Consider the following 14298-nt stretch of genomic DNA (forward strand, 5'->3'; position numbering starts at 1 on the left):
AATTATAAAACTCAGTCTTTTTCACTCTTACTGATTGCGCCTATAACATTGTCAGTCAGGTTATTATCCATTACAAATACATCCAATACGCTTTCGCCTTTAGACAGTGTATAACGCTTGCCTGTTGCACTGTCTTGAGCTTGTAGATCGTAATCCACACCTGCCAAAGTAATGGCATCAAAAACAGGCGTCAGCAAATCTATTTGCGTTTGTTCATCAATGGTATCAAATAACGTTGGGTCCATATAAGGCTTTAATGGCTCGTTACCCTCTTCAGCGCTACCAAAAGCAGCAATTGGATCTTCATTTTTATTCATCATAATTTATCCTTGTCAGCGCTGAGAGACTTAATATTCTGCCCAATATCCATTGCGAAGTAAGAGCTGACGATCTGCCAGTGCCGCTAAATTACGATCATGCGTCACCATTAATAATGCCGTTTGCATGGTGTTTTGCAGCTCTGACAACAGCCCAAAGACACTTTGCGCATTATCATAATCTAAGTTACCTGTTGGCTCATCTGCCAAAATAAGTGATGGCTTAGTCACTAACGCACGAGCAATCGCTACTCGTTGACGCTCACCGCCTGACAACTCACCGGGTCTATGCATCAAACGATGCTCAAGACCAACGCTTTCTAGGATTTCAATCGCTTGTTGACGTGCGACAGCCGTTGATACTTTAGGTCTCATCAGCAGTGGCATCGCGACGTTTTCGATAGCCGTAAATTCAGCCAACAGGTGATGAAACTGATAAATAAAACCCAAATGCTTATTACGCATCGCACCGCGCTCAGTTTCATTCATACTATTTAATAACTGCCCATGTAACCAAACTTCACCGCTGGTTGGTGTATCCAACCCCCCGAGCAAATGTAACAAGGTGCTTTTACCTGAACCACTGGTGCCGACAATAGCGATGCGCTCACCAGGCTTGACCGTCAAATCCAGACCAGTCAACACTTGCGTGCTGACCGCCCCTTCATCATATATCTTGTTGATATTTTTTGCCTCTAAAATAACAGACATGGCACTTCCTTTATTCTATTTATACGAGTATTAATGCTTTATAAAGTGTTATCAACTCTATATAGACTTTCAACGATCTCATCTGCTCACAAATTTATTTATTCGTAACGCAGCGTCTGGGCTGGCTGAATTTTAGCCGCTCGACGTGCTGGATAAATAGTTGCCAAGAAGCTCAGAGTAAATGAAGCACCTGTAATTAATACCACATCTACAAAACGTAACTGCGATGGCAGATAGTTAACAAAATAAGCATCAAATAAATTGAGGTTAAATGCTTGATTGATAAATCCCAAAATATCACTAACGGTAAGTGCAAATATGATACCCAGTATCGTGCCAGCAATCGTACCGATAAATCCAATGACCACACCTTGCACCATAAATACTTGAGTAATTAAGCGCGGAGAGGCACCAAAAGTTTTCAAAATTGCAATATCAGCTTTTTTGTCCGTAACGAGCATGACCAAACTAGACACGATATTAAAGGCGGCGACGAGAATAATTAAGAAAAGCAGTAATCCCACCATCGCTTTTTCCATTTGAATCGCACCAAATAAGTTACCATGCGTTTGTGTCCAGTCATTGGGATACAATTTTCCAGGCGCTAGCGCTGCCGCTTTTTCTGACTCTATTGGCGCAGTAAAAATATCATGGAGCTTCATGCGCACACCTTGCGCCCCTTCAGGCAGACGCATTAGTTTTGCTGCATCACTCATAGGAATAAAAGCCATTAAACTGTCCACTTCAGGGCTAATACTAAAAACACCTGTTAACGTAAAACGTTTAAATCGTGGTATCACGCCTGCCGGTGAAGGAGATGCCTCTGGCAATACTAGCGTGACTTTATCACCCAGTTGCAGTCCTAGTGACTGCACCATTTCTTCGCCCAGTACAATACTAAAATCACCGTCTTGTAGTGTATCAATGCTACCAGCAACCATATGATCATCAATGATAGACACTTTTTTCTCATATTCAGGATCAATACCCGTCACCATAATGCCTGCGACCTGACTATTTGATGTCAGCATCCCTTGCAATTGGATAAAAGGTGCCACTGCAGCAACTTCTGGATCTTCTTCAATCTTATCCGCTAATTCTCGCCAATCACTGATAATTTCTGATGAGACGACCGTTGCTTGCGGCACCATACCTAAAATACGAGTTTTCAACTCCCGATCAAAACCATTCATGACCGATAGCACTGTAATCAAGACAGCAACACCAAGAGTCAAACCAATCATTGAGATAAGCGAGATAAAGGAGATAAAACCATTACTACGCTCTGCTCGGGTATATCGTAAGCCGATAAACAACGCTAAAGGACGAAACATATTCAAACTCTTTATCTTATCTACGTGCAACTTTATATGTACTATAAAATGAGCACACAAATTGGGTTTCAGACGAGCCAAAGACAGCCGTCAAAAGGGAGCTAGTTTGACACAAATTCGCGGATATGTGCCAATCATTAGCAAAAACTGAGTATGATTTTTGCTAAAAAATGCGGTTTTGTTACTATTTTTTATGAGGGACTTGCTATTACTTGCGTCAATACCTATATATTGTATGCTAAGGACAATTGTCATTACCCATTCATTGTTGTTTGTTGACCTTTTGCTGACGACAACATTACAGACTATCAAAACCTTCATATTCAATAAATTAAGGTTATGATGGTCAGTAATAGCAGTTTTAGCGCCAAACTTCACGTTGACTTAATTTTGAGTATTCTCATGACCATCAATTATCAATATAAGAACATCCAGGCCCCCACCAAGATCACTTTAACCGATGAGCAATCTGCAGGTCATGCTGATCATTGGCGCATTTTGACCGAAGACATGAGTCATGACGTGCCAGAATGGCTACAGAAAATGATTGAACACGCAGCGATGCCTAAAGGCCTTAATAGTAATGTCAGCTCTCAAGATAGCTGTTTACTCCTATCGGAAGATCAGCCCTGTCATATCAATCAAGTACTCGCGATGAATAACGGCAAGCCTGAGTGCTTCATCAATGCCTACCCTTGCGTCGATAGTCCATATGGTCTGCATTGTAAAATTGAGCGCATTATCGTGAACGACAATTCCCATGATGCGGTACTGCGCTTGCATACAGCTGACGGTAGTATTATTTATGCTTTTGATCAGCTTTATACCACCAATCGTCACCTATACCAGCGAGATAGCTCTTATTTTGTCAACTTTAGCGCTTGGGCACACGAAATTAAACCGAGCGAACAAAACGAAGTAATTATGGTCGAAGATCAAGAGTCCATTCGCTACCATCGTGCTTTCAATGATATCGTGGCAGCCAATGATGGAAAAATACCTGATGACCTGCAAGAGCAAATCAAAGAGTGGAAGCCTGAGACCAAAGAGCAAATGGCACCAGTCGAGATCAACTTGGGTCACATGTGTGCTTATCTATTTGGTGATACGCTTGGACAAGAGGATGAAGCATGGTGTCAAGGTCAAGTACTTGGCAAGCAAGAAACCGTATTCAATGGTAAGTCAATTATTCTGTTCGACGTGGTGGTATTACGTGAACAAGATGCAGATCCATTTGTAATACGTATCGGTGCACTTAATACACCAGAAACTGCGACCATTAAAGTACACGACTATGTGCAAGCAAACGTCTGGCTGCAAGCGGCAATCTATAAACAAAACCAGAAAAATACATCGCAAAAATCCAAAGTTAGCTAGTAAAATACCGAATATGCAACTGTCTAACCTACCGATAAAAAAGCCTCTAATATATTAGAGGCTTTTTTGCATATCTATTCTCATTATTCAACAACAATCATATAGACCTAAAATTAAGCCATCGTCGTCATTGACTTAATACGCATATACAGCTCTTTTTGTTCATCACTTGGACGTGCTGTTTGCACTGCCATTAATTGTGACATATCACCTTCTACACGGATTTTGCCACCCATAAACGCACCCATGATTTCATTGGTATCAAAATCAGTGATGATTGATTGCAAAATACTGCGATCCAGAAGCAATGTCGTCGTTGCAGCATCGTTCAAACCGCGATGTAATAAACCATTGGTGAAATTAGCTTCGATATCCTGTTCAGTATCCGACACCTTTAAATTGACGACCATACTTGCAAGTGCTGGTGGTAAATTCAGCTCACCTGCTTCCTGACCCATCTGCTCAACTTGCTCAAACCATTCGTTTGTCAAAAAAACTGCCATGCTATTGTCCTTGATTTATATTATTTAAGAATAGAGGTTTTTAGTACCCTTACCTAATTGGTTAATTATTTATAAGGTAATTACTAGGGCGTGTCCTCTAAAAAGAGCCTTTATTTTTCAAAACAGTGATATCAACAATCAACCACTATATTTATCGGTATTATAAGGGTCATGTTGATAATAAGTAAAACTTAATTAGAAGACTCATGCTGTTATTGTTACAAAACTCTTTCTAGGGTTTATAAGCAAATACTGTATTTATTGTTATTGATTGATACAAATACATCCCCTAGAATAGCGACAACTTTGTGTATAAAATAGACCGAAAGTATGACAGCGATAAGTTGTTCGCTATATTTTTTACCAAAGAGTTTGTATTTTGCCGCATAGTTCTGATGATATTTTATTAGGATTGCGTTACAATACCCTTAAACAGAGTCGGGAGTTTTAACTAAACATTACGTAAACATGTTTTTTTGTCAGCCGCCGCTAGCATACTTCTATGGTCAGTGCGTTCTTACGGCCCTATGGATATTGGTATCTATCTTCATTGGTACAGATTTTGGTAATAATTAAGATAAATACTTAGTCTCATTAGATGTTTGATGCTCAAAACGGCACATTTTCTTATTCACCTGAACAGTTTATTAATAATCCTACTATCGATTGATCATGAGCGCTGTGTATTTTAGACGCCTCTGTATATATGAGTACCAGCTGATATATAATTCAGATTGATAGTTAATAATGTTACAGCGATAAGTAAGCCAAAAATAGCATGTACCGCAACTACTATTTGATTATCCATTATTATGATACAGATAGCGCGGAGCGTTAGTTAATTCTGTTGATAATTCGGGCTGTAAAGGAATCATCCAATGAGTTTACAAAACACAGCAGTCGCCCCAGTGGACCGTGAGTACGAAATTACTATCGTAAGATTCTTTACGATAATGGCCGTTGCATGGGGCATCGTCGGCATGAGTATTGGTGTGTTCATTGCTTCACAGTTAGCATGGCCAGCACTTAACTTTGATACTCCATGGCTGACTTTTAGTCGTTTAAGGCCGCTACATACCAATGCGGTCATTTTTGCGTTCGGTGGCTCTGCCCTGTTCGCCACATCTTACTATATCGTTCAGCGTACCTGTAAGACAAGATTGTTTGCACCTTATCTGGCTTGGTTTACCTTTTGGGGTTGGCAAGCAGTGATCGTGTCAGCAGTCATTACGCTTCCTTTAGGTTTAACCTCAACAAAGGAGTACGCTGAACTTGAATGGCCAATCGATATTTTGATTGCACTGGTATGGATATCATATGCCATTGTGTTCTTTGGAACACTTATCAAACGTAAGACCTCACATATTTATGTGGCTAACTGGTTTTTTGCAGCTTTTATTATTACGATTGCGTTACTGCATATCGTAAACAGCATGTCGATTCCTGTTAGTGCATTCAAGTCTTATTCGTTATTTGGCGGTGCAACTGATGCGATGGTGCAGTGGTGGTACGGTCATAATGCCGTAGGCTTTTATCTAACGGCAGCCTTCCTTGGAATGATGTACTATTTCGTTCCAGTACAGATTGGTCGCCCTATCTATTCTTACCGTTTATCTATCGTTCACTTTTGGGCATTAATTGCTTCATACATGTGGGCTGGTGGTCACCATTTGCATTATTCAGCGCTTCCAGATTGGACGCAGTCATTAGCAATGGTATTCTCAATCATCCTATTTGCACCATCTTGGGGTGGTATGATCAACGGTGTACTAACACTATCTGGAAGTTGGGATAAGTTACGTACCGATCCAATCATTCGCTTTATGATTGTTGCACTGTCGTTCTACGCCATGTCGACATTCGAAGGCCCAATGATGTCTATCAAGACAGTCAATGCACTATCGCATAACACGGATTGGACCGTAGGGCATGTACACTCAGGTGCGCTTGGTTGGGTAGGTATGATTACCATTGGTTCACTATACGTATTATTACCACGTATTTATAACAAACCAAAAATGTATTCTATCAGCTTAATCACCACGCATTTCTGGCTAGCGACTGCAGGTACTATTTTCTATATTGTATCTATGTGGATCTCAGGTATTGGTCAAGGCATGATGTGGCTTGCAACTAATCCAGATGGCACATTGGTTTATAGCTTCGTTGATACCGTCCAATTCTCACATTTCCCATATATTGGTCGTGCTTTTGGTGGCTTCTTATATGTATCTGGAATGTTCGTTATGGCTTATAACTGCTATAAAACACTCAAGATGCCAGAAGGTAAGCCTGTAGATGTCGCTGATCCAACGGATCATGAACCTAGTGTCGAAAAACCTTCGACAGCTAACGTATAAGGAGCGATCATGGCTGGTACACCGCATGAAATTATTGAAAAAAATACAGGCTTGTTGGTCATCGGTATTGTTATTGCTATTAGCTTCGCAACGCTAGTTGAAATCGTACCACTGATATATGACAACAAAGCTCCTGAAGAAGGTGGCGTAAACGCTCCCCTTCCCACTATGGAACCATGGACTGCACTAGAGTTCGAAGGTCGTGATATTTATATTCGTGAAGGTTGTCACGTCTGTCACACTCAAATGATTCGTCCACTACGTGCTGAAGTCGAACGTTATGGACCATATTCGCGTGCTGCAGAATCCACATGGGATCATCCATTCTTATGGGGCTCAAAACGTACTGGACCAGATCTAGCACGAGTTGGTGGACGCTATTCTGAAGATTGGCAAAAGCAGCATTTGATTGCACCACGCTCACTCGTTCCTGAATCTGTAATGCCTGGGTTCCCTTGGCTTGCTGAGAATGAAGTGGATGGTGAAAACATTCAAAATAAAATGCGTCTATTCCGTGATCGCTTCGGTGTTCCTTATACTGAAGAAGATATCGAAAAAGCACCAGATGCTGTACTTGGTGCCACTGAGCTTGACGCTTTGGTTGCCTATCTACAGCAACTAGGCACAGCGATGGAAGGACAGCGCTAATGGGTATTGGTGAATTACAAACAATTGCGACCGTTTCTGCCTTTGTTGCCTTCGTAGGTGTTGCATGGTGGGCGTATTCGCCAAAAAACAAAAAACGCTTCGAAGAAGATGCACAACTTGCGCTTGATGACGAGGATATAAAATCTCTGTCTGAAGAGCAACGCAATAAGGATGAACGATGACATTTTTTTGGAGTTCTTGGATTACTATAATAAGTATCGGCTGCTGGCTGTTCATTCTTGGGGTTTTGTTATTTGTTCTAAAATACAAACCCGAAGTAGAAGAAGATGGCACCACTGGCCATACCTATGACGGTATCAAAGAATATGACAAACCATTGCCTAAGTGGTGGCTAGTAATATTTTTTGGCTCAATCTTTTGGGGTGTTGCCTACTGGGTGTTTTTCCCAGCTATATTCCCGTCAAAATGGGAAGGTTTAGCTACAGAAGTAGTCGATGGCAAAACTGTACCATGGACTACTAAAACTGAGCTTGCAAGTGACCTTGAAAGCAACGATAAACTTTTTACGGATAACTTTGAGCAGAATATCTTGGCAAAAGCAGACGCCAGTGGTGCTACCGCTACGTTAGCAACACTTGCTGATATGCAAGCAACATTGCGTCATAGCGAAACAGCGCCTGATAACTTGCAGGATCAAATCAATGATAAGGTAACAGAACTTGCGCCTTATGTTGAGAAGCTATCAACAAACCCAAATGCATTGAAGGCTGGTAGCCGTTTATTCTTGCAGAACTGTTCGGTTTGTCATGGATCTAATGCTAAAGGTGCAACTGGCTATCCGAATCTTACTGATAACGATTGGTTGCATGGTGGAGAGCCTGGCAATATCTTGCTTACTTTGCATAATGGTTGGCATGTTGGTGTAGACTACAAGAAAGAACCTGAAAAACTACCAATGCCTGCGTGGCGTGACAACCTTGGTGAAGATGGTGTCCGTGCGGTTGCTGAATATGTACTATCTATCTCTGGCAACCAAAATGATTATGATCTTGATCAAACCATGGTTGCGCAAGGTAAAGTACTTTTTGAACAACCAACCAACTGTGTACTTTGTCATGGTACAGACGCTAAAGGCATGATTTCAGCAGGTGCACCTAACTTAACTGATAATATTTGGTTGTTTGGTGGTGATCGTGAAACTATTCGTGATACCTTACGCTATGGTCGTGCTGGCGTTATGCCTGCATGGGAAAGCAAGCTAGGTAACGAACGCATTATGCTACTTGCTGCCTACGTTTACTCATTGTCAGATAAGACAACTCAACCTACCTCTCAAACTGCGGTAACAGCTACACCAGCAACCGAAGTGGTAGAAACTACTGCTAATTAATACTTTTTAGTCAGTGATTTTAGTCGTAAATGAATGAATTTGAATGAAGGGAGAACTGTTATTGCAGTTCTCTCTTTTTTTATACAGCTATCTTTTGACCTATTTAGTAGGCTATCGATTTGCTTATAGCAAGTCATAATATATTGATTGCTTTTTGAGATTATCACCCCATTTTTAGCAAAGAGAATGTTAAAATAGTCATACCTAAAAACATCTCTTTAGTCGCTGATTTAAAGAACTGTTTTCATTCTCATTAAGCTATTCGTAATCGATCATTTGGTAGATAAGATAAACTATTTTGCGATGCAATAATTTATCCGCTACTTACTGACATTGATAACATTGCACCCTCATACATCTGATAATCACAGATGTTTGTTCATCATGCCAGCAAACTGATTCTTTTTTTAAAGAGGCACGTTTATGTCAGCACAACAACCCAATAAAATTCCTGTACAACAGGTTGACCTTGATGCGACCAAGCACCGTGTTCATCCTAGATTTGTTAAAGGTTTTTATCAAAATATTCGTATCATCACAATGTATGCACTTTTGGCAGCATTTTTGCTTTTGCCATGGCTACGTTACAATGGTAGACAGGCAATATGGTTTGATGTTCCTTCGCAGCATTACTATATTTTTGGTATGACTTTTTTAACCCAAGATTTTTATTTTATTGCGGCCTTTGCGATCATTGCTGCTTTTACATTATTTATGGTAACGGTTTATGCAGGTCGTGTATGGTGTGGCTATGCGTGTCCCCAGACGATTTGGACTCACCTTTATCAACATGTCGAAAAATGGGTGATTGGTGACCGTAATAAACGTGTCAAATTTGATAAAGCACCAATGAGTGCAACAAAGGCCTTTAAGCGCTTTTTAATATATTTTATTTGGTTTGCACTGTCAGTAATTACAGCAGCGACTTTTGTGAGCTACGTTGCTGGAACAGATTATTTATATCATAGCTGGCAAATGATGGGGTTTGTTCCTCTCCCCGACTGGCCAACATGGATATGGGTATCTATGTTTATCTTTACCTTTGCGACCTACGCCAATGCGGGTTACATGCGTGAGCAGATGTGTATCCAAATCTGTCCGTATGGACGTTTTCAAAGCGTGATGTTTGATAAAGACACCTTGGTTGTGTCTTATGATTATGAACGCGGTGAGCCACGCGGTGCACGCAAAAAAGGCACACATCCTGAGCATTTAGGTGACTGTATTGAATGTACCATGTGTGTGCAGGTCTGCCCAACTGGTATCGATATTCGAGATGGATTACAAGTTGCTTGCATCCAATGTGCTGCTTGTATTGATGCTTGTAATGAAATCATGGATAAAGTTGGTTATTCACGAGGACTTATTCGATATACAACAGAACGACAATTGTCAGAAAAAGAAAATACCCGTGTTATCAGTCCACGCCTATTTGCCTATTTAGCCGTTATTAGCATTTTATGTGGTGGTGTTATTTATGCATTGACGGATCGCGTGCCCTTAGAGATTGATATTCGCCGTGACCGTAATCAGTTGTCTTCCGTTAACAATCAAGGCATGATCGAAAACAGCTATATCGTTAAGCTGACTAATAAAACTCAAGAACCTCATAGCTATAAAATAACCCTCACACCACAAGATGGTCTAAGTTTAGAACTTCGGTTTAATGATGTACCATTAGAAGCAGGTGAAAATTTCGATATGCCAGTGAGTATTTATGGTGATCCTGATGTTATCGATTTTGAACAGACACCAATTACCTTAAATGTAACTAGTGAAGATGGTCAATATAAAGCCAGTAAACAAAATGTATTTACCACTCAAGGTCAGTAGGCTGCCGTAAGCTATTTATTATCGAGCTTGCCTACAATTATATATTTTACCTGTTACCATTGCATTGGCTAGCAGGTAAATCGTTTATAGATATCTATTTAATAGATGTCTAATTGATAGGTGTTTTATGTCTACTCCAGCATCAAAATTTAAGCACCAAGACACTCAGCCATGGTACAAAAACTACATGGTTGTTATCTTTGTGATTGGCATGCCCGCATTTGTGGTCGTTGCTTGTATATATTTCGTTTACTACTCTTATCAAATTCGCGACAGTGTCGTGCGTGATGATTGGTACATGGACGGCAAGACACTCTATCAAGATGTGTCACGTGATAAGCTCACTTATGATTTGGACTTACATGGCAAAATGCATTTTGCCGATAATGGCGATATTGTCTTTTATTTAGAGTATCCTGAACAAAGTTTACAATCAGGTGAATTATTGAACGGTACGCCGCTTACTTATCCTGATACGCTAGATCTATCTATCTCGCATGCAACTGATATTAAAAAAGACCATGATGTGGTACTACAACATCAAGAAGGCAATAAATACAGCGCACATGCAGATATCGATCCGGTCAAGGCCAAATACTATGTTCACGTAAGCAACAGTGGTACAAATAATTGGCGTATGCAAGATGTTGCAAAGCTGCCACGTTCAGACATCAGTTTTGCTCCCTTACCAGCATTTGCCAAGCAGTCCTCTGAGAAATAAATCCCAATATATAAATATATAAAAAATCAGACCTTAGGGTCTGGTTTTTTATATTGAGCATCGAATGCCACAAAGGTTTCGCTATAAAACTGTCAAATAATGGGATTAATCGTTGGGATTTTTTGTGTTGTGCGATTTTGCTCTACTGCTTGGTCGGATGCTGATGGATGCTGCTGCTCACTCATAAACTTTGGATTAAACGTTTGAGTTTTTGGTGAAACGGGTAATCCAATCTCAGCCAGACTATCGGCCTGTCCTGCTTGAATATTATCACCTTCAAACAAACGCTCGTTGTCATCACGGTCGAGACTTAATTGTTCAAAATCAAACAATTCACGATCGGCCAATTGTGATGGTGCAACGTTTTGCATCGCTTTAAAAATAGACGCTAATCGCTGTGGATGCGCATCATCCCACTCTCGTAGCATGTCATTAATGATGGCACGTTGTAGATTGGTTTGGCTACCACACAAGTTACATGGAATAATCGGGAATTCTTTTAATTTAGCGTATTCGATGATGTCTTTTTCTTCGACATAAGCCAATGGACGAATCAGCATGTTTTGCTTATCATCGCTCAGAAGCTTTGGTGGCATTGATTTTAATGTACCACCATGAAATAAGTTCAAAAAGAATGTGGCCAACATATCATCACGGTGATGACCCAGTGCAATTTTGGTCGCGCCAATTTGCTTAGCAAAGCCATATAATGAGCCACGGCGTAAGCGCGAACAAGCCGAGCAGTAAGTTTTGCCTTCTGGTACCACGCTTTTGACAATACTATAAGTGTCTTTTTCTAGGATATAGTGAGCAATGCCCTGTTCATTTAGATAGGCTGGCAAAATATCTTCTGGGTAACCAGGTTGTTTTTGATCAAGATTCACCGCAACGATATCAAAGCTAATAGGCGCAATACGCTTGAGTAATAACAAGATATCAAGCAAGGTATAGCTGTCCTTACCGCCTGACACGCAAACCATCACCACATCACCCTCTTCGATCATATTAAAATCACGAATCGCCCAAGACACTTGTCTACGTAGTTTTTTCTGGAGCTTTTTAAACGCTGCTGACTCAGAAGACAATGATGGCTCAGTTGTCACTTCTTTGTCATTGATATTATCAACAGATATATCGTCAAACTCAGGCGTAGTTGGTGTAAATAAAGTCGCTGCGGTCATAAGTTACTCAATATCTTTACAAGGATGGTTTTGCTATAAAGCAATTTACGATTTAAGAAGAGTCAAAAGTAGTAAAAAAGCATGTATAGTCGATCCACTATAAAACAAATACAGCGATACGGGTTACATTTTGAGCCGCCTCTGTCTGCGTAGGCACAGCAAGCAAGAAAAATGTAACCCGTATTTGTGGTTGTGCCTCTTTTATTTAGGACTGACTATATTAACGTGGATACTTTCAAAGTAACAATTATAACAAATATTATCAGCAGTTTGAAAAGCGCACATTAAATAATGGCATTATGGTTCTGTAACGTAGGGATTTTTGCTAAAATAACTGTTTTTCGCAAACCAATAACAGATACCCTTATGACTAACATTACCTCACAGAGCACTGCCAATCCTCAAACATCCGATACTGATTCAATCACCCTTCATAGCAACCAGAATGCTGTTGTACTATTATCAGGTGGGCTTGATTCTGTTACTTGTTTATATTGGGCCAAGGCACGTTATGCCTCTGTAACGGCTGTTAGTTTTGATTACGGTCAACGTCATAATAGCGAGCTGGTCGCAGCAAAATCAATTGCGGAGACGGCTGGAGTCAATCATAGAATCATCGATATTGATATCGCTCAACTTGGTGGCTCATCACTCACAGATCACAGTATGGTCGTCCCTGATGGAGACGCTGATAAATTTCCCAATAAAAAGCATGACGAGATCGATAACGACGCCATTCCCAATACTTATGTACCAGCACGCAATACTATATTTTTGTCTTATGCCTTAGCAGTCGCTGAAGTGACCGATGCCAACCATATCGTCATTGGTGTCAGCTCAGTCGACTACTCTGGCTATCCTGATTGTCGTCCAGAGTATATTTCTGCGTTTGAACATATGGCCAACCTTGCCACAAAAGCAGGTGTCACTGGTCATCATTTATCGATTCAAACACCCTTGCAGCAATTATCAAAAGCAAAAACTATCGAGCTTGGTTTGTCATTAGGTGTCGATTATGGACAAACTATTTCTTGCTACCGTGCCGATGAAAACGGTCTGGCTTGTGGTGTATGTGATAGTTGTACATTACGTCGTCAGGGTTTTGAACAGGCTGATGTTGCGGATCCTACCAAGTATCGCTCTTGATACATCCTACTAGCCCCCATAGCAGACGCTAGTACTACTTAACATTCGAACAACATTTGCTTGCATTAACACAGCATGTCATCGCTGTATTTTAGTTCATATACTTGCTATGGTATTGAGCATTGGATTTATCGAAAGAAAGATATAAATAATCATATTGATCATCGGATCGTTAGGGCACGCCCTCAGTTAAAGCAATAGTCCTCTAAATGGGCTGAATTTGCCAAACATCATCAAATAGTAGGTTTATATTTCGATATCAACCTGCTTCTTTTCTGGTTTGACAGAACTCTATTTCATGTTTACCAGCATTTTTAAAATGAGAATATGCCCTAATAATCCGCGCACCACACTCAGAAAACTGACTCCACCTGTAAGAGGATATTTATGAAGCTTTTATCAGTACTACCCTTAGCCTTGGCTGCCATTTTTGCAATACCACAAGCAAATGCTGCGGATATTAAGCAAAATAATATTAATACTTGCGTTGATGGTGCGGTTAAATACAAAGTCGCTGATAAAAGCACTGCGACCAAACTGTGTAATTGTACTATTGATGTCCGCAGCAAAATGACGATCGGTCAAATGTGGGAAATTGAAAGCTACGCGCAAGACAAAAAAGACCCCTCTGGTCTCCCTTATGTCAAAACCATGCAAAAAGATTTGCAGCAATGTACCGATGGTTTAGATTTGCAGCCACCTCAAAAGCCTGCTTAACCCACCAATCCTTCTACATAAAAAAGACTGGCAATAGCCAGTCTTTTTTGTTGGTGATAAAGGTATAAAATGTAAAACTGATTATGTATTTCTGCTAAT

The 14298-nt window shown here is 40.4% G+C and carries 14 protein-coding genes; 9 read left to right on the plus strand and 5 right to left on the minus strand.

The features are described from left to right. Positions 1-11: 11 nt before the first annotated feature. The 3 genes from ACT3RN_RS06210 to ACT3RN_RS06220 form a co-directional block, all read right to left on the minus strand. The gene (locus tag ACT3RN_RS06210; protein WP_225739134.1) at positions 12-320 is read right to left on the minus strand and encodes a hypothetical protein; all 309 of its coding nucleotides are present in this window, start codon (positions 318-320) and stop codon (positions 12-14) included. A 27-nt stretch (positions 321-347) separates the two neighbouring features. Then, positions 348-1028: a lipoprotein-releasing ABC transporter ATP-binding protein LolD gene (lolD, locus tag ACT3RN_RS06215; RefSeq protein WP_192519028.1), complete on the minus strand. Its 681-nt coding sequence runs from the start codon at positions 1026-1028 to the stop codon at positions 348-350. A 98-nt stretch (positions 1029-1126) separates the two neighbouring features. After that, positions 1127-2362: a lipoprotein-releasing ABC transporter permease subunit gene (locus ACT3RN_RS06220; RefSeq protein ID WP_192519027.1), complete on the minus strand. Its 1236-nt coding sequence runs from the start codon at positions 2360-2362 to the stop codon at positions 1127-1129. A 402-nt stretch (positions 2363-2764) separates the two neighbouring features. On the opposite strand from ACT3RN_RS06220, the gene ACT3RN_RS06225 reads away from it, so the two are divergent. After that, positions 2765-3739 carry a hypothetical protein gene (locus ACT3RN_RS06225; RefSeq protein ID WP_192519026.1) on the plus strand — a complete coding sequence of 325 codons (975 nt, stop codon included), beginning with the start codon at positions 2765-2767 and terminating at the stop codon, positions 3737-3739. 113 nt (positions 3740-3852) lie between these two features. On the opposite strand, the gene ACT3RN_RS06230 is transcribed toward ACT3RN_RS06225, so the two are convergent. Beyond that, positions 3853-4242, minus strand: a complete 390-nt coding sequence (locus ACT3RN_RS06230; RefSeq protein WP_192519025.1) for an SCP-2 sterol transfer family protein — start codon at positions 4240-4242, stop codon at positions 3853-3855. An 878-nt stretch (positions 4243-5120) separates the two neighbouring features. On the opposite strand from ACT3RN_RS06230, the gene ccoN reads away from it, so the two are divergent. The 6 genes from ccoN to ACT3RN_RS06260 all read left to right on the plus strand — a co-directional run bounded on the left by ccoN (position 5121) and on the right by ACT3RN_RS06260 (position 11155). Then, positions 5121-6602 carry a cytochrome-c oxidase, cbb3-type subunit I gene (gene ccoN, locus ACT3RN_RS06235; protein WP_192991986.1) on the plus strand — a complete coding sequence of 494 codons (1482 nt, stop codon included), beginning with the start codon at positions 5121-5123 and terminating at the stop codon, positions 6600-6602. A 9-nt stretch (positions 6603-6611) separates the two neighbouring features. Then, positions 6612-7250 (plus strand): cytochrome-c oxidase, cbb3-type subunit II, encoded by a 639-nt coding sequence (gene ccoO / locus ACT3RN_RS06240; protein ID WP_192519023.1) that lies wholly within the window; start codon positions 6612-6614, stop codon positions 7248-7250. Next, entirely contained in the window at positions 7250-7432 is a 183-nt protein-coding gene (locus tag ACT3RN_RS06245) for a cbb3-type cytochrome oxidase subunit 3 (protein ID WP_192519022.1), read from the plus strand. The genes ccoO and ACT3RN_RS06245 overlap by 1 nt, the downstream gene beginning before the upstream one ends. Beyond that, complete coding sequence (gene ccoP / locus ACT3RN_RS06250; protein WP_192519021.1) at positions 7429-8601, plus strand: cytochrome-c oxidase, cbb3-type subunit III; 1173 nt, start codon at positions 7429-7431, stop codon at positions 8599-8601. The genes ACT3RN_RS06245 and ccoP overlap by 4 nt, the downstream gene beginning before the upstream one ends. Before the next feature lie 423 nt (positions 8602-9024). After that, positions 9025-10434, plus strand: a complete 1410-nt coding sequence (gene ccoG, locus ACT3RN_RS06255) for a cytochrome c oxidase accessory protein CcoG (protein WP_192519020.1) — start codon at positions 9025-9027, stop codon at positions 10432-10434. Positions 10435-10561: 127 nt separating this feature from the next. Beyond that, complete coding sequence (locus ACT3RN_RS06260) at positions 10562-11155, plus strand: FixH family protein (RefSeq protein ID WP_192519019.1); 594 nt, start codon at positions 10562-10564, stop codon at positions 11153-11155. A 92-nt stretch (positions 11156-11247) separates the two neighbouring features. Here ACT3RN_RS06260 and ttcA read toward each other — a convergent pair whose 3' ends face one another. Beyond that, complete coding sequence (ttcA, locus tag ACT3RN_RS06265; RefSeq protein WP_192519018.1) at positions 11248-12336, minus strand: tRNA 2-thiocytidine(32) synthetase TtcA; 1089 nt, start codon at positions 12334-12336, stop codon at positions 11248-11250. A 366-nt stretch (positions 12337-12702) separates the two neighbouring features. Here ttcA and queC point away from each other — a divergent pair, with 366 nt between their 5' ends. Together queC and ACT3RN_RS06275 are read left to right on the plus strand one after the other, a co-directional pair. Then, positions 12703-13482 carry a 7-cyano-7-deazaguanine synthase QueC gene (gene queC / locus ACT3RN_RS06270; RefSeq protein ID WP_192519017.1) on the plus strand — a complete coding sequence of 260 codons (780 nt, stop codon included), beginning with the start codon at positions 12703-12705 and terminating at the stop codon, positions 13480-13482. Positions 13483-13869: 387 nt separating this feature from the next. After that, positions 13870-14199: a hypothetical protein gene (locus ACT3RN_RS06275; RefSeq protein WP_192519016.1), complete on the plus strand. Its 330-nt coding sequence runs from the start codon at positions 13870-13872 to the stop codon at positions 14197-14199. Positions 14200-14298 lie beyond the last annotated feature (99 nt).

Source organism: Psychrobacter sp. AOP5-GZ1-6, from assembly GCF_052376345.1.
GTDB lineage: Bacteria > Pseudomonadota > Gammaproteobacteria > Pseudomonadales > Moraxellaceae > Psychrobacter.

Excerpts from the sequence above, each read along its gene's own strand:
- ACT3RN_RS06210 (WP_225739134.1), bottom strand. The coding sequence starts at position 320 with ATGATGAATAAAAATGAAGATCCAATTGCTGCTTTTGGTAGCGCTGAA.
- lolD (WP_192519028.1), bottom strand. The coding sequence starts at position 1,028 with ATGTCTGTTATTTTAGAGGCAAAAAATATCAACAAGATATATGATGAA.
- ACT3RN_RS06220 (WP_192519027.1), bottom strand. The coding sequence starts at position 2,362 with ATGTTTCGTCCTTTAGCGTTGTTTATCGGCTTACGATATACCCGAGCA.
- ACT3RN_RS06225 (WP_192519026.1), top strand. The coding sequence starts at position 2,765 with ATGACCATCAATTATCAATATAAGAACATCCAGGCCCCCACCAAGATC.
- ACT3RN_RS06230 (WP_192519025.1), bottom strand. The coding sequence starts at position 4,242 with ATGGCAGTTTTTTTGACAAACGAATGGTTTGAGCAAGTTGAGCAGATG.
- ccoN (WP_192991986.1), top strand. The coding sequence starts at position 5,121 with ATGAGTTTACAAAACACAGCAGTCGCCCCAGTGGACCGTGAGTACGAA.
- ccoO (WP_192519023.1), top strand. The coding sequence starts at position 6,612 with ATGGCTGGTACACCGCATGAAATTATTGAAAAAAATACAGGCTTGTTG.
- ACT3RN_RS06245 (WP_192519022.1), top strand. The coding sequence starts at position 7,250 with ATGGGTATTGGTGAATTACAAACAATTGCGACCGTTTCTGCCTTTGTT.
- ccoP (WP_192519021.1), top strand. The coding sequence starts at position 7,429 with ATGACATTTTTTTGGAGTTCTTGGATTACTATAATAAGTATCGGCTGC.
- ccoG (WP_192519020.1), top strand. The coding sequence starts at position 9,025 with ATGTCAGCACAACAACCCAATAAAATTCCTGTACAACAGGTTGACCTT.
- ACT3RN_RS06260 (WP_192519019.1), top strand. The coding sequence starts at position 10,562 with ATGTCTACTCCAGCATCAAAATTTAAGCACCAAGACACTCAGCCATGG.
- ttcA (WP_192519018.1), bottom strand. The coding sequence starts at position 12,336 with ATGACCGCAGCGACTTTATTTACACCAACTACGCCTGAGTTTGACGAT.
- queC (WP_192519017.1), top strand. The coding sequence starts at position 12,703 with ATGACTAACATTACCTCACAGAGCACTGCCAATCCTCAAACATCCGAT.
- ACT3RN_RS06275 (WP_192519016.1), top strand. The coding sequence starts at position 13,870 with ATGAAGCTTTTATCAGTACTACCCTTAGCCTTGGCTGCCATTTTTGCA.